This window comes from Cytobacillus spartinae (assembly GCF_042865285.1).
In the GTDB taxonomy this organism is placed as follows: domain Bacteria; phylum Bacillota; class Bacilli; order Bacillales; family Cytobacillaceae; genus Robertmurraya_A; species Robertmurraya_A spartinae.
The window spans coordinates 91,716-110,355 of record NZ_JBIACK010000001.1 but is presented as its reverse complement, the minus strand read 5'-3'; the positions used below and the strand labels follow the sequence as shown (position 1 = coordinate 110,355).

21 protein-coding genes are annotated in these 18,640 nt (G+C 36.1%); all 21 read right to left on the bottom strand.

The genetic code is table 11. From position 1 onward, the window contains the following. Positions 1 to 24: 24 nt before the first annotated feature. Positions 25 to 1,380, bottom strand: a complete 1,356-nt coding sequence (locus ACFYKX_RS00555) for a DUF342 domain-containing protein (RefSeq protein ID WP_389357023.1) — start codon at positions 1,378 to 1,380, stop codon at positions 25 to 27. Between the two features lie 46 nt (positions 1,381 to 1,426). Next, positions 1,427 to 2,191: a FliA/WhiG family RNA polymerase sigma factor gene (locus ACFYKX_RS00550; RefSeq protein ID WP_389357021.1), complete on the bottom strand. Its 765-nt coding sequence runs from the start codon at positions 2,189 to 2,191 to the stop codon at positions 1,427 to 1,429. A 278-nt stretch (positions 2,192 to 2,469) separates the two neighbouring features. Further along, on the bottom strand, positions 2,470 to 2,814 hold the full coding sequence (locus ACFYKX_RS00545; RefSeq protein WP_389357019.1) for a hypothetical protein: 345 nt from the start codon (positions 2,812 to 2,814) through the stop codon (positions 2,470 to 2,472). Beyond that, entirely contained in the window at positions 2,814 to 3,311 is a 498-nt protein-coding gene (locus tag ACFYKX_RS00540) for a chemotaxis protein CheD (RefSeq protein ID WP_389357017.1), read from the bottom strand. The genes ACFYKX_RS00545 and ACFYKX_RS00540 overlap by 1 nt, the downstream gene beginning before the upstream one ends. After that, complete coding sequence (locus ACFYKX_RS00535; RefSeq protein WP_389357015.1) at positions 3,304 to 3,945, bottom strand: chemotaxis protein CheC; 642 nt, start codon at positions 3,943 to 3,945, stop codon at positions 3,304 to 3,306. The genes ACFYKX_RS00540 and ACFYKX_RS00535 overlap by 8 nt, the downstream gene beginning before the upstream one ends. Positions 3,946 to 3,949: 4 nt before the next feature. Next, positions 3,950 to 4,411 carry a chemotaxis protein CheW gene (locus tag ACFYKX_RS00530; protein WP_389357013.1) on the bottom strand — a complete coding sequence of 154 codons (462 nt, stop codon included), beginning with the start codon at positions 4,409 to 4,411 and terminating at the stop codon, positions 3,950 to 3,952. A gap of 97 nt (positions 4,412 to 4,508) precedes the next feature. Beyond that, on the bottom strand, positions 4,509 to 6,560 hold the full coding sequence (locus tag ACFYKX_RS00525; RefSeq protein ID WP_389357011.1) for a chemotaxis protein CheW: 2,052 nt from the start codon (positions 6,558 to 6,560) through the stop codon (positions 4,509 to 4,511). Positions 6,561 to 6,577: 17 nt separating this feature from the next. After that, the gene (locus ACFYKX_RS00520; protein WP_389357009.1) at positions 6,578 to 7,675 is read right to left on the bottom strand and encodes a protein-glutamate methylesterase/protein-glutamine glutaminase; all 1,098 of its coding nucleotides are present in this window, start codon (positions 7,673 to 7,675) and stop codon (positions 6,578 to 6,580) included. A 9-nt stretch (positions 7,676 to 7,684) separates the two neighbouring features. Then, on the bottom strand, positions 7,685 to 8,548 hold the full coding sequence (locus ACFYKX_RS00515) for a MinD/ParA family protein (RefSeq protein WP_389357007.1): 864 nt from the start codon (positions 8,546 to 8,548) through the stop codon (positions 7,685 to 7,687). A gap of 1 nt (position 8,549) precedes the next feature. Then, entirely contained in the window at positions 8,550 to 9,713 is a 1,164-nt protein-coding gene (gene flhF / locus ACFYKX_RS00510) for a flagellar biosynthesis protein FlhF (RefSeq protein WP_389357005.1), read from the bottom strand. Further along, positions 9,710 to 11,746 (bottom strand): flagellar biosynthesis protein FlhA, encoded by a 2,037-nt coding sequence (flhA, locus tag ACFYKX_RS00505; protein WP_389357003.1) that lies wholly within the window; start codon positions 11,744 to 11,746, stop codon positions 9,710 to 9,712. Before flhA ends, flhF begins: the two co-directional genes overlap by 4 nt. A gap of 32 nt (positions 11,747 to 11,778) precedes the next feature. After that, the gene (gene flhB / locus ACFYKX_RS00500; RefSeq protein ID WP_389357001.1) at positions 11,779 to 12,861 is read right to left on the bottom strand and encodes a flagellar biosynthesis protein FlhB; all 1,083 of its coding nucleotides are present in this window, start codon (positions 12,859 to 12,861) and stop codon (positions 11,779 to 11,781) included. A gap of 1 nt (position 12,862) precedes the next feature. Next, positions 12,863 to 13,639, bottom strand: coding sequence for a flagellar biosynthetic protein FliR (gene fliR / locus ACFYKX_RS00495; protein WP_389356999.1), 777 nt, complete (start codon positions 13,637 to 13,639; stop codon positions 12,863 to 12,865). 4 nt (positions 13,640 to 13,643) lie between these two features. After that, positions 13,644 to 13,913, bottom strand: a complete 270-nt coding sequence (gene fliQ / locus ACFYKX_RS00490; protein ID WP_389356997.1) for a flagellar biosynthesis protein FliQ — start codon at positions 13,911 to 13,913, stop codon at positions 13,644 to 13,646. 12 nt (positions 13,914 to 13,925) lie between these two features. After that, complete coding sequence (gene fliP, locus ACFYKX_RS00485) at positions 13,926 to 14,591, bottom strand: flagellar type III secretion system pore protein FliP (RefSeq protein ID WP_389356995.1); 666 nt, start codon at positions 14,589 to 14,591, stop codon at positions 13,926 to 13,928. Continuing rightward, positions 14,588 to 15,259, bottom strand: coding sequence for a flagellar biosynthetic protein FliO (locus ACFYKX_RS00480; protein WP_389356993.1), 672 nt, complete (start codon positions 15,257 to 15,259; stop codon positions 14,588 to 14,590). The genes fliP and ACFYKX_RS00480 overlap by 4 nt, the downstream gene beginning before the upstream one ends. Positions 15,260 to 15,288: 29 nt before the next feature. Further along, positions 15,289 to 15,651: a response regulator gene (locus ACFYKX_RS00475; RefSeq protein ID WP_389356991.1), complete on the bottom strand. Its 363-nt coding sequence runs from the start codon at positions 15,649 to 15,651 to the stop codon at positions 15,289 to 15,291. 21 nt (positions 15,652 to 15,672) lie between these two features. Then, on the bottom strand, positions 15,673 to 16,968 hold the full coding sequence (fliY, locus tag ACFYKX_RS00470) for a flagellar motor switch phosphatase FliY (protein WP_389358966.1): 1,296 nt from the start codon (positions 16,966 to 16,968) through the stop codon (positions 15,673 to 15,675). Beyond that, positions 16,955 to 17,956, bottom strand: a complete 1,002-nt coding sequence (gene fliM / locus ACFYKX_RS00465) for a flagellar motor switch protein FliM (protein WP_389356989.1) — start codon at positions 17,954 to 17,956, stop codon at positions 16,955 to 16,957. Before fliM ends, fliY begins: the two co-directional genes overlap by 14 nt. 42 nt (positions 17,957 to 17,998) lie before the next feature. Beyond that, complete coding sequence (gene fliL / locus ACFYKX_RS00460) at positions 17,999 to 18,427, bottom strand: flagellar basal body-associated protein FliL (RefSeq protein WP_389356987.1); 429 nt, start codon at positions 18,425 to 18,427, stop codon at positions 17,999 to 18,001. Next, on the bottom strand, positions 18,417 to 18,638 hold the full coding sequence (locus ACFYKX_RS00455) for a flagellar FlbD family protein (RefSeq protein WP_389356986.1): 222 nt from the start codon (positions 18,636 to 18,638) through the stop codon (positions 18,417 to 18,419). Before ACFYKX_RS00455 ends, fliL begins: the two co-directional genes overlap by 11 nt. Positions 18,639 to 18,640: the final 2 nt, after the last annotated feature.

Genomic DNA, 18,640 nt, shown 5'->3' with positions numbered 1-18,640 from the left:
ACCGACAGTTCAGGCAGGATGCAATCAGATTGGCTCAAATGCAACCTCACTGTTAGAAAAGTAAAACCTAACATACGTATGCTTCCTTTGGATATTTTGTGAATACTTGCCGAAATGAAGAGTTGTATTTGGATAAACAGTATCGTATATAAATACGGATGCCATTAATCTTTCCTGTTTCTCATCCTCTAACTCTTGGAGGGTTTCATTTAAATCCTCAATTTGAGTAGTAAAATGTTTTTTTGTAGCTCTTTGTTTTAAGATAAGTGTTTTATGTTCTTCGGATAACTGTCCAGATTTCTTCGCAACTTCAATTATTTTTGATTCAATTTCATCGATCTTTTTGATATTTTCGGAGACAGAAAATATTTCTTGCTTAAGTTTCATTTCGGTATCAGCGAGGATAGGATCGAACCCAATAAAAAGGTCTGTTTTTGTGAATAAATGGTTCCCTACATTTTTCACGTGAATATCCTTCCCTGATGATATTTGCCCACCGATAACATGTCCGTTTTTACAGAAGATGGATCCTCCTGTTTGAATAAAACTATGTAATAAAGAAGAGTCAACGAAAAGATCCTGTCCAGCTTTAACATTGGCTTGGTTTAGGTAGGCTGCATGAATGCTGCCTTCAGCCTCGATTTTCCCCCTATTTCCACCGGTAACACCGCCCATTATGACAATATTCCCTTTTGATGTAATATGAGCTCCTTCTACTAAACCATAAATTTTTATATCGCCACCTGCATGAACCTCATAACCTGTAGGAACATTTCCACGAATGACAACGTTGCCGATAAAGTTAATATTTCCTGTCTTTAAGTCTATATCTCCTTTTACTTCAAACACGGGATTAACTGTAATCATCGTTTTTGATATGCTAACTTGCCCGTTTAGAGTAGAGATAAATTTATTATCATTTTGTATAACATTTTTACCCGCTCTCACCTTTAATGGCTTTCCATTCTTTGCTTGGATCTGTTTCCCAGTTATATCCGTACCAGGTGCACCATAGGTTTGTGGAACAGCAGTTGCTATAATTTGCCCATTTTCAACAGAAGGAATTTCCATCACTTCACGAAAATTAATATCCTTCTTTTGTCTATCCTCTTTTTTTACTGACTCAATTAATAAGTATGCGTCGTCACCATTTTTAGGAAGAATCCCCTCAGCAATTACAACGGGAAATGAGATAGAAAATGGGTTGTTAGCTATTTCTGCTATTATTTCCTGGTTCAATCCGAGAGTAATGCCTTCATTCTTAATTAGTTCTTCTAACTCATGAACAGAAATGGAAAAGCGTTCATCAAGTTTCTCAATTAAATCTATTTCAGCTTTTAAACGATCTTTTGAAATTATAACTTTAAATGGCTTTTCCACAGTGATTCACCTCGTATGTATTAATAATTGAATATTTGCAGTGAAGTTAATTTATTTTTTTCAAAGATTGCCTTAGTTTGAATATTGCTTTTGAGTGAATTTGTGAAATCCTTGATGTAGATAAATCCATAACCTGTCCAATCTCAGTTAGCGTTAGCTCCTCTTGATAAAATAGACTAAGAACAAGCTGCTCTTTTTCATTTAACGATGAAATCATATTGGCCATTTCTTGAATAAGTTCATCCTTCATGACCTTTTCTTCTGGAATCTCTGCTTTATCGTCCTTAAGTACAAAAGATTGACCTTCTTTTTCATCCTGCTCATTTGGTTGTTCATCTATTGAAAGGATGTTAGCAAAGAAGTACTCGTTCATAGTTGTGTACACTTCTTCTTCTGTTAAATTTAACTCCAAAGCTATTTCCTTTGCCGAGACCGTTCTCATGTATTTTTGCTCTAACTTTTCAATCGCTGCTTCAATTCGCTTGGATTTTTCCCTTGTACTTCTTGAGAGCCAATCTTCTTTTCGTAATCCATCAATGATAGCACCACGAATTCGAAAAGATGCATATGTGTCAAACTTCAAGTCTCGTGTAGGGTCAAATTTTTCTAACGCATCATATAGCCCAATCATCCCTAAACTACGAAGGTCATCTCTCGAAACATTTCTAGGTAGCCCTACAGATATTCTTTGTACGTGGTAGCTAACTAGAGACATATATTTCTTAACTAATAGATTCCCTGCATGAGAGTCTCTCGTTGTCACCCACTTTTCCCATATTAACTGTTCCTCTGTTGTTGATGCCTGTGCCATAGTTCCACCTCAAAACGTACCTTTTTCATTATTCATATTATACCAAACTTAAAGCTCTCTTAATAGAATCGTTATACTTTTATATTGTCCATTATAAGGAAATTAGATAGGAAGTGTTTATGGGCGGTGAATCCCGAAATAGACTTCTTTATTGCACGAGGTAACGTTTTCGTAGATTTCTCTTATGGAGCTGATAGAAAGAATACTTGAAGGATCCTAGCAACTTGCCTTTTTACCATTAACAAAAATAAAAATCAGCACCTCAAAGGATACTGATTTTAATCTTTTATCATTTCTTTTATGTATTGTGTAGTTTTATCGATGTCTTCATCGTTTAATTCATTTGAGTCTGCCGTGTGATTTTTTCCAATAAATTCAGATTTATTTTCATCTAATTCTGATGTTTCCAAAACATTTAAATCCTCACTCTGGCTTTCCTTTTGATTCTGATTCATAAAATAGAGAGCCCATCTGAAAATATAGCCTAGGAAAAAGAAAACGAATCCCACAATTATCGCCTCGATGAGAGAACGAGTAATGGATTTATTTAATATAGATAAAAGAAAGTAAAATACAAACGAACCTAATCCAAACCATACATTAAAAATCCATGAGCCAAACACTAGAGTTCTTGCACTCCCTTGTTTACTGTACGAATATTTAATATACAAGTTTGAGGATCAAATTCTATCGTTCTTCCACTATTTCCTCCTACGTCCTCTGCAACAATGGTAATCCTAAGTGCGGCTAGCTCCTTCTTTACTGCTTCTACATTCCTTGGACCAATACGCATCATATCGCTTGAATTAGAGAACTGAAACATTTGTGCCCCACCAGCGATTTTAGCTTTTAAAGAGCTAAGTCGAGCACCATGTCTAACCAGTATATTAACTAATTCTTTGACAGCCGTATCTGCATATTTGGCTATATTTATAGAACCAGTCTTTGCTAAGGAAGAGTCAGGAAGCATTACGTGAACTAAGCCTGCAATTTCCTTAACTTGGTCGTAAATAACAACACCTACACAAGACCCTAGACCAGATGTCCGAATATGATTAGGTGGTTTCACAATATTCATGTCAGCTATTCCAACTTTAACGACTTCAACACAATCATTCATTCTGTGCAACCCCTAATGATTTAAAGATAATATCAAAAGAATCCGGATCAGGTAAAAGGAAGAAATGACCTTTAACGCTTTCTGAAATTCCTTCATTATCTTCATTAAGAGCAGTATCAATCACGATTGCATAATCACTTACTTGAGATAGCTCAATTAACCCAAAGCTTATGATAGCTCCCACCATATCGATGCTTAATGCTGGGACAGAAGGATATAAAGAAAGTTTTGTTAAATCTGACAAGGACGCTAAATAAGAGCCTGATAGGATATTCCCTAACTCTTGAAGAGCGGATATTGCTAATTCATTATATGGTGGATTTTCAAAGTTAAAGCTAGTATCACCAATCATCTGCTGAATAAAGGTAGTGGCTTGCTGAAGTGGCAGAACAAAGAACATGCTTCCAGGAGCATCCCCTTCAATTCTAAGAAATACACTCGCAACAATATTTTCAGCTCCACCAGCCATTTCCATCATTTCATCGAACGATACAACCCTTACATTAGGAACTTTCATATCCACTTTTTTATTTAAAAGCTTTGAAAGAGCTGTTACAGCATTTCCAGCACCAATATTTCCGACTTCTTTTAATACATCAAGGTGCATGCTCGTAAATTTATCCAAAAAACTCATATCGCTACCCTTCATTTCTGTTAACTTCTTCCGGATTTAACACCTTTACCAAGTCTATTAAAATCAACAATCTTTTTTCAATCTTTACTACACCATTTATATACTCAGCCTCTGTCACACCTACTACCTCTGGAGGTGGCTCAATAGAAGTTGTTTTTACATCGATAACATCGTTTGCAGCATCAACAATTAATCCTACTTCCATGTTTTCTAGTGCAACAATTATGACTCTAGTACTTTCAGAATAATGCTCTTCATCAATGTCAAAACGTCTACGTAAATCAATGATAGGTGTCACTACACCACGAAGGTTGATAACACCTTTTACAAATGGTGATGTACTAGGGACTCTAGTAATGTGTTGAACCTTTTCAATTGAACGCACTTGACTTACCGGGATCGCATATTCTTTCCCTTTTAATTGAAAAACGATTAGCTTTAAATCAGCCGTTAAAGTTTCAGTCATGATTTTCACTCCCGTTCAGTTTCCTATTTCATGAATGGCTCTGTCCTAAAGAGGAGCCAGAGCCATTAAATTTCTAAACATAAACAACTTGTATTGATTACTTAATTAAAGCATTACAGTCAACAATTAAAGCAACTTGTCCATCTCCTAAAATAGTCGCTCCAGAAATGGCAAATACAGAAGTTAAATAGTTCCCAAGAGATTTTAGTACAACTTCTTGCTGGCCAATAAAGGAATCAACTACTAACCCTGCCATCTTATCTCCTTTTCGAACAATAACAACTGAGTAAAACTCATCCTCTTCTTCATGAACAGGTACTTGGAAAATATCCTTTAAGAATAATAAAGGTACTACCTTTCCACGGAAATCAATTACTTTTTGATTATGAGCATTTAAGATATCTTCTTTTTTAACGATGGCTGTTTCAATAATCGATGATAGAGGAACAGCATATTTTTCCTGTTGTATTTCTACTAACATAACAGAAATAATAGAAAGTGTAAGTGGTAGCTGTATAGAGAAGGTTGAACCAGAACCTTCTTTAGCGTCAATAGAAACTGAACCACCTAATGATTCTATTGTATTTTTGACAACATCTAAGCCCACTCCACGTCCAGATACATCTGATATCACTTCAGCAGTAGAAAAACCTGATGCAAAAATAAGTTCATACACTTGTTTATCTGTTAAGGTAGCAGCTGTTTGCTCATTTACAACTCCATTTTTTAGCGCTTTCTTTAAAACTCTTTCTCTACTGATTCCAGCACCGTCATCTTGGATTTCAATGAACACATGATTTCCACTATGGAATGCCTTGAGAATGACTGTTCCCTCTTCACTTTTTCCTTTGCTCTTTCTAACTTCAGGTGTTTCTACACCGTGATCAAGGGCATTTCTAATTAAATGAACAAGAGGATCTCCAATTTCATCAATAACCGTTCTATCTAATTCAGTTTCAGCACCAATGATTTCAAGATTAATCTTCTTCCCTAAATCTCTAGCTAATTGACGTACCATTCTAGGGAAACGATTAAATACTGTCTCAACAGGAACCATTCTCATGTTTAAGATAATGTTTTGTAAATCCCCAGATATTCTAGACATTCTTTCAACTGTCTCATGAAGTTCCTGGTTATTTAAGTCACGTGAAATTTGCTCTAGTCTTCCACGATCAATAACGAGTTCTTCAAACAAGTTCATAAGAATATCAAGTCTCTCAATATTTACACGAATCGTTTTATTACTAGCTTGTTTTGCTGATGTTTGCTTTTTCTGATCAGTTGCTGGTGCTGCAGTATTTGTTGATATTTCTTGTGTTTCACCAAATGTTTCTACATTTACAACCGGTTCATGTTCCTTAGTTTCCTGCTTCTCGCGAAGTGATTCTAATGTAAACATTTCAACTTCTACTTTTTCCACCTCAGAAACTTTCATTACCTTCTTCTTAATATCTTCCTGAGGTTCCTTAGAAACGATTGTAACCGTAAATTCTTGATCGAATTGTTCTTCTTCAAGTTGATCAACGGATGGATTCGATTTAATTACTTCACCAATTTTCTCTAAAACTTCAAATACCATGAATACCCTTGCTGCTTTTAAAAGGCAATCTTCTCTTAAAGCGATTGTTATCTCAAACGCATCGAAGCCTTGTTCTTTTGATTGCTCAAGAACCGTGTATTCAAACTCATCATACTGACTTTTTGTCCCATTTTTCACTTCCGCTACAGCAACTGCAACTTCGTTCTTCGTTTGAGCTTGAGTTGGGCTTTCTCCCTTCTCAATCATGACTAGTTTATTCACGACTTCTTTTACGTCTCTTTTACCATCTCCACCTTCAGCAATCGATTGAACCATAGCTTCAAGGTCATCTACAGCTAAGAAAACAACATCTAATATTTCAGGTGTGACCGATATTTTTGAATTACGGATTAAATCTAGTACATTTTCCATTTGGTGTGTCAAGCTTGCTAAATCCTCGTACCCCATTGTAGCCGACATACCTTTTAAAGTATGTGCTGAACGGAATATATCATTAACAATGCTTATATCACTTGGATTTTTTTCTAAATCAAGCAATCTCTCGTTACAGCTCTGCAAATGTTCCTTACTTTCTTCAATGAACACTTCTAAATATTGATTCATTTCCATCGCCCTACACCCCTGACTTATACATATTTCAATATCGATTCTGCAATTCGTTCAACATTTTGAACTTCATCAACTAGATTTGTAGAAATAGCGGCTTTTGGCATTCCAAAAACGATTGAAGTCTCTTTTGACTCAGCTATCGCTTTTACCGCACCATGTTTCTTTAACTCTATTAAGCCTTGTGAACCATCTGATCCCATTCCTGTCATGACGACAGCAATTTTCAAATAATCTTTTATTACACTAACTGATTCAAACATGACATCAACTGATGGGCGATGCCCACTACGAGCTGGTGACTGATCTAGGTGAATGGCTAAGCTTGTTCCAACATGCTTTACCTTCAAATGGAATCCCCCAGGGGCAATATACACAGTTCCATTTTTCACAATCTCTCCATCTTCTGCTTCCTTTACTTCTACCTCAGAAAAAGAATTCAAACGATTAGCGAGACTTTTTGTAAACCCAGGAGGCATATGCTGAACAACTAAGACTGGTGCTTGTAAATTGCTAGGAAGCTTTGTGACTACATTCTGAAGTGCTCTTGGACCTCCTGTTGAGGTACCAATACATACAATTTTCTTCGTTGTATTCCAATTGCTACTAGTTACATAAGTTTTTAGCGTAGCTTCCTTTGGTTCTATTTTACTATAATTATCGGCGGAAATAGTAGTACTTTTTACATTAGAAGGCGATTTAGCTAATTGTTTAATATTTGCTTGACTCGCTGATAAAACCTTTTCAATAATTTCTTCTTTAATCTTATATAAATCTAGTGAAATAGCTCCTGACGGCTTTGCGATAAAATCTGTGGCACCATACTGAATGGCCTGAATTGTATTCTCAGCCCCCTCATAAGTGGTGCTTGACAGCATGACTATTGGGACAGGGTGCTCTTTCATGATTATTTTAAGAGCTTCTAGTCCATTTAGAATAGGCATTTCTATGTCCATAGTCACAACATCAGGTTTTAATTGCTTAATTTTTTTGATGGCATCCTCACCGTTTCTTGCTGTATCAATGACTTCTATACGAGAACTTTCGGTTAGAAAATCATGAATGAGTTTCCTCATGAATGCTGAATCATCAACGACAAGGACTTTTACTTTTTTCATACTGAAGCACTACCTTTCAAAGAGAAATTGCTTTAACTTTGAAACAAAAAGAAAATGATTGGAAGGCGGTAGAGTATTAAAAGATTGTTTTTCATATCTTTCAGTTATTTTATATAGTGCTTTGGACGCATTTGATTTTTCATTATTAATAAACGGAACTTGTTTTACTACCGATTGATGAATAGCTTTATCGTCTGGAAGTGTACCAAGTAAAATGACGTCCCTATCTAGAAACCTTTTAAGAACCATTTTAAGCCTATTAAATGTTTCTTTACCTTCTTTTTCACTCTGAACTCGATTTACCATAATCAAGATAGGAAGATCCTGGTTATTTAGATGTATGTATTTCATCATGGCATAAGCATCAGTAATTGAGGTCGGTTCTGGTGTTGTAATAACAACGATTTCATCCACTGCCAATATAAAATTAAGAGATTCCTCACTTACCCCTGCACCCATATCGAATATGATATAGTCATAATCATTTATCAATTTTGATAATTCATTAGAAAAAAATTCTACCAGTTCTTCATCCAATTTAATTAACTGGGATAAACCAGATCCCCCGGCAATATATCGAATATTATCGGGGCCCTCCATGACAACATCTTTTAAAGACTTATCTCCTTTGAAGAAATCAACAATGGTTGACTTAGTTGTCCTCCCCATTAAAATATCAATATTGCCCATACCTACATCCATATCAAATAGTAACACTTTTTGTCCACGCTTGGATAAGGAGATGGCAAAGTTTAACGAAAAGTTCGATTTTCCAACTCCACCTTTTCCACTTACAACCGCTATTGTTTTTGGAGTAGAATCTTTTTCGATATTGCTAATCTTGTTTCTTAACGCCTCAGCTTGATCGTTCATCTTATTCAACCCCAACAATGAATTTTGTTACTACGTTAGGATTTGCTAAAATCATATCATCTGGCACATTTTGACCAGTCGTAATATAGGCGATTCCTTTGTTATATTTATGGGTCAAATTCAACATTGCTCCATAATTAGATGTTTCATCAGACTTAGTAAAAATAAACCGATCAATATCAATCGTCGAAAACTGTTCATATATATCTTCCATGTCTCTCTGCTTTGCAGTAAGAGCTAAAACTAAAAAAGTTTCCATTTCATTGTTGTAATCGATAATCCCTTTTAAATCTTCAACATATTGCTTGTTTCTAAAGTTTCTTCCAGCTGTATCGATTAAGACAACATCGAAATCCCTAAAGGAATCACATGCTTTCTTAAAATCATCTAGGTTATAACATACTTCAAGTGGCATAGAAAGAATTTTCGCATAGGTTTTTAATTGTTCGATAGCTGCAATACGGTAAGTATCAGTCGTTATTAAAGCTACTTTTTTCTTATACTTTAATGAGCATTCTGCGGCCATCTTTGCTAGGGTGGTAGTTTTTCCTACTCCTGTTGGACCGACTACATTTACATATTTTTTTGTAAACGTAATTTCACCAAATGGTACTTTAGCGAGCTTTTCGGATAAGAGATCTTTCATCCAACCTTTTACCACTTCGTTAGCACCTTGTCCGCCATTTAAATACCACTTTTCGAGTAGTATTGTTAATATTTCTTCTTTAATTTCATTATCTACTTCCTGACTAGTCAAAATTTTGGCCGCCTCCTGCACAGGTTCAGGATAAGAGATTCTTTCGCTTGTAGGACTTGATAAATTTTTTATCATTCCTTTTAACTCGGATAACTCTTTAAGCAACTCTTCAGAAGGCTTTATTACTGTATTGATTTCAGGGCTTTTGTTAATAACTTCTTTACCGTGCTCAATTTTAAGACTAGGTTTCTCAGGTTCCTTTTTAGCTTTTTCCTTTAGTTTGGGTTCAGCTTTTGGTGTAGGATCGACAGCAGCGATGACTTCAATTCCTTTTTTCTTAAAGAAACCAAGGAAACCTCCAGTATGAACCATTTTGGAGTTAAGGATAACCGCATCGTTTCCAAGTTCAGCACGAATTTGTTTCATTGCTTCAGGCATCGAATTAGCTACGTATTTTTTTATTTTCAATCGATGTTCACCACCCCAACACTTTGTACTTCCACATTCGCTTCCAGCTCGTTATAGGAAAGGATGGGAATTTGTGGAAAATATCTTTCTGTTAACTGACGGACATACATTCTAACTGCAGGTGAACAGAGAACGATTGGTGTTTGCTCCATTAATGATAATTGCTCAACCTGAGATGCTAACGACTCAAGAATGGACTGAGAAACTGTAGGATCCATTGAAAGATAGTTTCCATGTTCTGTTTGTTGAATACCATCTGCTATTAGCTTTTCTATTTTACCTGACAAAGTAACAACCTTTAACGATTCGTTACTAGAGCTATATTGATTAGTAATCTGTCTAGCAAGAGCTTGTCTAACATATTCGGCTAGTAGATCCGTGTCCGATGTTACTTTCCCAAAATCAGCGAGAGTCTCAAAAATAATAGGAAGGTTTCTTATTGAAACATTTTCTCTTAATAGTTTTCCAAGTACTTTTTGGACTTCACCAACCGATAATGGATTTGGAGTTACTTCTTCTACTAGAATTGGATAGCTTTCCTTTATATGATCAATCAACTGCTTCGTTTCTTGTCTTCCTAGTAATTCATGAGCATTTCCTTTTATAACTTCAGTGATATGGGTAGATACCACAGACGGGGGATCTACTACCGTGTAACCAAATATTTCAGCTTGCTCCTTCATATCTTCAGTAATCCATTTTGCGGGAAGACCGAATGATGGTTCTACCGTATCAATCCCTTCGATTGAATCATCGTCAATCCCAGGACTCATCGCTAGATAGTGATCAAGTAATAGCTCACCTCGAGCCATTTCACTACCTTTAATTTTTAGTCTATATTCATTCGGTTGTAGCTGAATATTATCTCGAATTCTTACAACAGGAATTACTAGTCCTAGCTCAATTGCTAGCTGTCTTCGAATCATCACAATTCGATCGAGAAGGTCCCCTCCTTGGTTCGAATCGGCTAATGGGATAAGTCCGTAGCCAAATTCAAATTCAATAGGATCGACATTTAGGAGATTGACAACACTCTCAGGACTTTTCATCTCATCTGTTTGAATCTCTTCTTCAAGTTCTTGGAGCTGGTCTTTATCAGGCTGTGGAGTACGTGAGATCATGTATCCTCCCACAATCATTAGCCCACCAATTGGGAGTGTTAGAACAATTCCGATTGGTGTAAAAATCCCTAATAATAGGATGGTTGCACCTGTAACGTAAAGCATTTTTGGATAGGCAAACAGCTGTGAAGTGATGTCTTTACCAAGGTTCCCATCAGACGCAGCACGTGTAACCACAATACCTGTTGCAGTTGAAATCAAAAGAGCTGGAATTTGGCTTACAATTCCGTCACCTACTGTTAAAAGGGAAAATTTATTAGCCGAATCCGCAATACTTAATCCCATTTGAGTCATCCCGATGACGATTCCGAAAATTAGATTGATTATAACAATAATAATACCGGCTATGGCATCTCCTTTAACGAACTTACTCGCACCATCCATAGCTCCATAAAAATCGGCTTCTCTTCCGATTTTTTCACGTCTTTCTCTTGCTTCATGTTCAGAAATCATCCCCGCATTTAAATCTGCGTCAATACTCATCTGTTTACCTGGCATCGCATCTAGTGTAAAACGAGCAGCAACTTCAGAAACACGTTCAGACCCTTTCGTGATAACAATGAATTGGATGATAATTAAGATTAAGAAAACAACCATCCCTACTACTACATTCCCACCTACAACGAAGGTTCCAAAGGTTTCTACTACGCCCCCTGCTTCTCCTTTTGAGAGAATCGATCTTGTAGTAGAAACGTTAAGTCCCAGTCGAAAAAGGGTTAAAAGTAACAATAATGAAGGGAATATAGAGAACTGAAGAGGTTCACTCATATTCATGGATGTTAAAAGAACTAATAATGCTAATGAAATATTTATGATAATGAGTACACTTAATAACCATCCCGGAAAAGGAATAATTAGCATCGCAACTATTAAAATGACACTTAGCAATACCGATAAATCTCTTGCTGACATACTTCCCTCTCCTAACTGGTATTTTAAGACAACTAAATCTTATTTTTTGTTTTATATACGTAGGCAAGAATTTCTGCGACAGCTTTAAAGAATTCTTCAGGAATTGCATCCCCAATTTCTGCCTGGCTGTACAATGCTCTTGCTAAAGAACGATTTTCCACCATGACCACGTCATTTTCTTTGGCTATATACTTTATTTTCTGAGCGACGTAGTCAACTCCCTTTGCGACAACATACGGCGCATCAAGCTTTTTCTCATCGTATTTCAAAGCAATTGCATAGTGCGTTGGGTTCGTGATAACTACATCTGCTTGGGGTACCTCTTGCATCATTCTGCGCATAGCCATTTCTCGCTGACGCTGTTTGATTTTTGATTTAATTAAAGGATCCCCTTCAATATTCTTATATTCGTCCTTTATATCTTGTTTGGACATTCGTATATTTTTTTCAAAGTCGTACTTCTGATATAAGTAATCCAATACAGACAAAAATAATAACGCTGCAGATGCTATTAAGCCCATTTGAATCGTGATATTCGCTACAGTTACTAATGATGCACCAACGGATTTTAGGGCTAGGATTAAGATTTCCTCTCTATTAATCCAAAGGATGGCAAATGTAATAACTCCGACAAATGAAATTTTCAAGATACTCTTAAGCATTTCAACAATGGCCCTAACAGAAAAAATTCTTTTAAATCCTTTAATCGGATCAATCTTTTCTAGTTTAGGCTGTATCGCTTCTGTAGAAAATAAAAAACCAAATTGCATATAATTTGCTGCAACACCTGCAAGTAAGGCAACTATCATAATAGGACCTAAAAGAAGTATTAGTTCATATAAAATATCAAGAAAGATTACTTGTATATTACTTTCTGTTAATTCCATTCGCATGTAATCCTCGAAGGAGTGACTAAAGATATAAAGGACAATATCTTTCATATAACTTCCAGTAAATAAAAGCAATAAGAAAACTCCTACAAAACCTACAGCTGTATTAACATCCTGACTTTTGGCCACTTGTCCCTTTTTTCGGGAATCTTGCCTCTTTTTTGGTGTAGCTTTTTCTGTTTTTTCACCAGAAAAAAATTGTAAATCTAATTTTAATTGATTCATATTATGAACCTCCAATAAGATCCATAAGATTTCTCATTGTAATAAGCATCGTTTCAAATAATTGCGTCACAACCATCATTAACACACTCATAACAGCAATAAGGACAATAAAACTAACACCTATTTTAAGAGGTAGACCTACAACAAACACATTTAATTGAGGTACAGTTCTAGCTACAATTCCCAGAGCAACATCGACAAGAAATAAACTCCCTACAACAGGAATGGACATTTGAAAGGCGATCGTGAACATAGAACTGAAGGATTTTACGATAAACTCAACCATCGATTCATCCCCAAAAGGAATCCAAGCTTGGTCAAGTGGGATAAACTCGTAGCTATAAAAAACTCCATCTAAAAGCAAATGATGTCCATTTACCGTTAATAAAAAGAAAAGAGCAATAGTGTATAAATATTGACCCGTAAGAGGACTTTGCGCTCCTGTTTGAGGGTCAATAACATTGGCAATGGCAAAACCCATCTGAAAATCAATAAATCCACCCGCTACTTGAATAGCCGCAAGGATTAAGTATGCGATAAACCCTATTATTAAACCAACTAAGGCTTCTTTCATAATTAATAAAAAGTATGCACCGTTAATTTCTAATACCGGTGCATCAATGTTAGAGAACATAATCAATGAAAGAAAAAATCCTAATCCAATTTTATGTGTAGTAGGAATCGTCCGATAAGAAAAAATCGGCATCATTAAGAAAAAAGATGTAACCCTGACCAACACTAGTAAAAAGGCAGGGAATTCTGGAAGAAAATCTAACATATTATCATCCTACAAACCTAGTTAAATTCGAAAATATTTCACTTGCATATGAAAGCATCTGACTAAGCATCCATGGTCCAAAAAACACGATTCCTAGTAAAACAGCCACGATTTTCGGTATAAACGCAAGTGTTTGTTCTTGAATTTGTGTGGTGGCTTGGAATATACTTACAACTAAACCTACTATTAGAGCTAATGCTAATAATGGTCCGCAAATAATGATTACCATCCAAATACCCTGTTCAGCGATTGCGATTACACCATCTTGAGTCATACATTCACCTGCTTAAAAACTATATAGTAACGATTTAACGACCAAATACCAACCATCTACTAGAACAAAAAGCAATATTTTAAATGGTAACGAGATCATAACTGGTGGTAGCATCATCATCCCCATAGACATTAGAATACTTGCTACAACCATATCAATGACTAAAAATGGAATAAAGATCATAAAACCTATTTGAAATGCCGTTTTTATTTCACTTATGGCAAATGCCGGAACAAGTGCAGTTAACGGAATATCTTCAATAGATTCTGGTGGATCTGCCTGTGAATACTCTAAAAATAGTGCCAGATCCTTCTGCCTAGTGTGTGCACTCATAAACTCTTTAAACGGTAGTGCCGCTCTTTCATATGCTTCTTCCAAATTAATTTCCTCATTAAACAAGGGCGTTAAAGCTTTCTCGTTTACTTCTTGAAATGTTGGAGCCATAATAAAAAAACTTAAGAAAAGAGCTAGTCCAATAATTACTTGATTGGGTGGCATCTGCTGAGTAGCAAGCGCCGTTCTGACAAAGGAAAGAACTATTACAATTCTTATAAAACAAGTCATTAATACTAGAATACTTGGAGCTAGTGAAAGAACAGTGAATAGCAACAGTAGCTTCACAGAAGTTGAAACATTAGCAGGGGAACTGTTGTTGAAAAACTCCATAAATTCACTCATTGTTCGTCTTTCCCTTTCTTCTCCATTTCTTCATATAACTTTTTTCTCCCTTTTGACATTTCTTCTAACTGGTTCTTAAATAAAGAAGAGAATGGTGTGTTTCCAGTACTATCATTGCTTGTTTTTGTCAGCTTTGTTCTTTTTATTACCCTTGTCACAATATCGCTTGGTTGAACAAGCTGTTCTAATCTGTTGTTGTGGTCTTGGATGATTTGAAGAGCTTCCTCTTCGTCTTCTATCTCTTTTAACAGCTGAATATTTTCGCCTACTCCAACAATTAATACACGATTTCCAACCTTTATGATCTGTACAGAACGATTTGCCCCAAGTGTAGTTCCTCCTAAATTCTCTACTAATTGGGATGTCTTGTACAATCTACTTTTTTTATTAATAAATTTGAGTAAGAAATATAGAAGTGCTACCACAAAAATGGTTGCTATAATCATTTTTAAGAAATCCCAAATATTTAACCCAACATTGCTAGTTTGACCTTCCTGTTCTTCACTTGAATCATCTGCTGGATTTATTTGATTTTCACTACATTTCTCTGGATGTTGTATGCAATCTTTTACACTATTTAATTGCTCTGCATAGGCTTCTATTTCGAAGCCTAGCAAAGCAATCATCACTAGAAGCAACACCATTATTTGTCGTCTTAATCTTTGCAATGCGCTGCACCTCTAATAATTTCTAATTTTTATCCTAATGTTTTTGATATCGCTTCAATAACTCGGTCTGCTTGGAATGGTTTAACGATGAAATCTTTTGCTCCCGCTTGGATAGCATCAATAACCATCGCCTGTTGCCCCATTGCTGAACACATAATAACTTTTGCATTAGGGTTAATTTTCTTAATTTCCTTAAGTGCTGTGATTCCATCCATCTCAGGCATAGTGATATCCATTGTAACTAGATCTGGCTGGCTTTCTTTATACTTTTCTACTGCTTGAGCACCGTCTGCTGCTTCTCCTACAACCTCAAAACCATTCTTTGTTAAAATATCCTTAATCATCATTCTCATAAATGCCGCATCGTCTACAATTAAAATCTTGTGTCCCATATTCGAAATCCCCCTAAATTATTATCTAAGTTTTTTTATTCGATCCGTTTGACTGATGATATCTGTCACACGCACACCGAAGTTTTCATCGATAACCACAACCTCACCTTTTGCGATGAGACGATTATTTACTAATATATCAACTGGTTCCCCAGCTAATTTATCTAATTCAATAATAGAGCCAGAAGACAACTCAAGTATTTCTTTTACTGAGCGTTTTGTTCTTCCTAGTTCAACCGTAACTTGTAACGGGATATCCATCAGCATATTTAAATTTTTTGATTCAGATTCCTGCAGCTGATATTGCTCAAAATTAGAAAAGACTGCCGGTTGAACATTTGGTTGCACTCCTCCAGGGAACGGTGACCCATAATGCTGTGGCCCAGTTTGATACCCCATTCCTGGTGGTGGCATTTGATAACCTTGTTGCGGTTGCTGCCAGCTTGTTTGCTGATGGTTAGGGTCAAAAGTTGGCTGTTGTCCTTGATTTGGTGGTGGACTCCATTCATTATTAATAGGTTGTTCAGGCTGATATTGATGCAAAGGTTGATTACTAGTACCTGGTGATTGATTATATACCTCAGGCTGTTCCTCTTCCATTTTAACTGATTGAGTTGGTGTTGCTTCTCCCGGATTTAACAATTCCTTGACTAAATTCTTTGCAAATTCCAAAGGAAGTAGTTGCATAATGCTTGAATCAATTAATTCTCCGACCCTTAAACGGAAAGAAATTTTTGCAAGCATATCATCATCTGGAATTCTTTCTGTGCCTTCTCCTTGTTGAACATCAAGCATATCAATGGAAGGAGGAGAAATATCTACCTTCTTGCTAAAAATAGTGGACATCGATGTAGCCGAAGACCCCATCATTTGGTTCATCGCTTCTTGCACAGCACTTAACTGTATTTCACCCATTAGTTCTGCAGGATTTAATCCATCCCCACCTAGCATTAGATCTGCGATAATAGCAGCGTCTGTTTGTTTAATAACTAACAGATTTGTACCAGAAAATCCTTCCGTATAGCTCACTTGAATAGCCACATACGGATGTGGAAATTCTTCTGCAAGCTTATTTCTAGGAATAATTGATACTGTAGGCGTTGTAATATCAACTTTTTGATTTAATAACGTTGATAAAGCAGTTGCAGAGCTGCCGAAGGATATATTTCCAATTTCACCTAGCGCGTCTTGCTCCATTGAAGAAAGATAATCTTCTACGTTAAATATTTCATCATTATTGTTTTCAGAGTCAGAGTCATCTGTTCCTCTTAATAGTGCATCTATTTCATCTTGAGAGAGCATGTCATCGCTCACCATCATCGTCGCCCCCCTTCAACGTATCCAAAACTTGAATGGCAATTTTTTTGTTTAATTTTCCTGGTTGACCTAAAAATTTAGGAATATCGCCAACACTTATCGTCAACGGCTGATCAATTTGCTGGTTTAACTCAATAACATCTCCTACATCAAGCATTAAAAAATCTTGAATAGATATTTCGGACGAGCCAAGTCCAACAGATATTGGTACATCAGCCTTATGAATTCTCTGTTCTAATACTTCTATTTCTTGAGGTTTTCTTTCCTTCTTCTCCGTTTGCATCCAATAATGAACGGAAAGTTTAGGTATAATCGGCTCAAGAACGACGTGAGGTATACATATATTAATCATCCCCGACGTTTCGCCAATCGTTGTATTTAACGAGATAACGACAACCGTCTCGTTGGGAGATACCATCTGTAAAAATTGAGGATTCACCTCAAAATCAGTTAACATTGGATCAATTTCAGCTATCGTAGACCATGCTTCTCTTAGATTTTCAAAAGAACGTTCAAACGTATTAGACATAATCTTGGTTTCAATTTCTGTTAAATTATCAACTTTGTTTATACTTGTTCCTCTACCACCCATCATGCGGTCCATCATAGCATAAGCAATATTTGGGTTCACTTCCATCAATATTCTTCCATCTAATGGAGGAACTTCGAAAACGTTCAATATCGTCATTTTAGGAATGGAACGGATAAACTCCTCATACGGTATTTGGTCTGCGGACGCAACTGAAATCTGTACATAAGTTCTCAATTGAGCAGAGAAAAAGGTAGTAAGCAATCTAGCAAAGTTCTCATGAATCCGAGTTAAACTTCGAATTTGATCTTTTGAGAAACGTAATGCTCTTTTGAAGTCATAAACCTTAACTTTTTTCTCGGATTGTTCTTTTTTCAGTTCATCTGCATCCATTTCACCAGTGGAAAGAGCTGATAAAAGGGCATCTATTTCACTTTGGGACAATACTTCTCCAGACATGAATCCTCACCTCCTATTCGTAGTAATTTCTGTCATGTTGTTTTACTGGAGGAGTGGTTCAATAATATACACCTTGACGACTTCGCCTTCTTGCATAATTTCATTAATTTTAACCTTTAACTCTTCCTCAAATTTCAGTAGGGCTTCTTTACCTTGTAGGTCTTCTGCCTTTTTCTCTGATAATTCAAGTATGATAATGTTCTTTACTTGGAAGTCACGCTTTTCCAATTCTTCCTTTGCCTCTTTACTGTCTGTCTGTATTTTGAAGGAAATACGAATATAGTCATTACTTGCAAGATTAGTCGTTATCTGTGGGATATCAACAGACGCTTCTAAAACCTCATCTATAGTAGGCTCTTTATGTTCTTCGGCACCAGTAAATTTTAATACAACCACAAGCGCAACAGCCCCAACAAGGGTGATCGCAACAAGCATAATTAACATAATCATTAATAGCTTATTATTTTTCATTTTCTTTCCCCTCCCCCTGTTGTTGTCCTAGTAGGTTGACAGATTGATAGAAATTTTCAACTAACGTAAAAACTTGATCCTCTGCCTCCCTCACGACATACTTTCGGCCGTTTGTTAACGTAATGGTCGTATCAGGAAAGGATTCAATCGTTTCTATGTATACTGCATTTAACATAAATGAATTTCCATTTAATCTTGTAAGCTTAATCAATT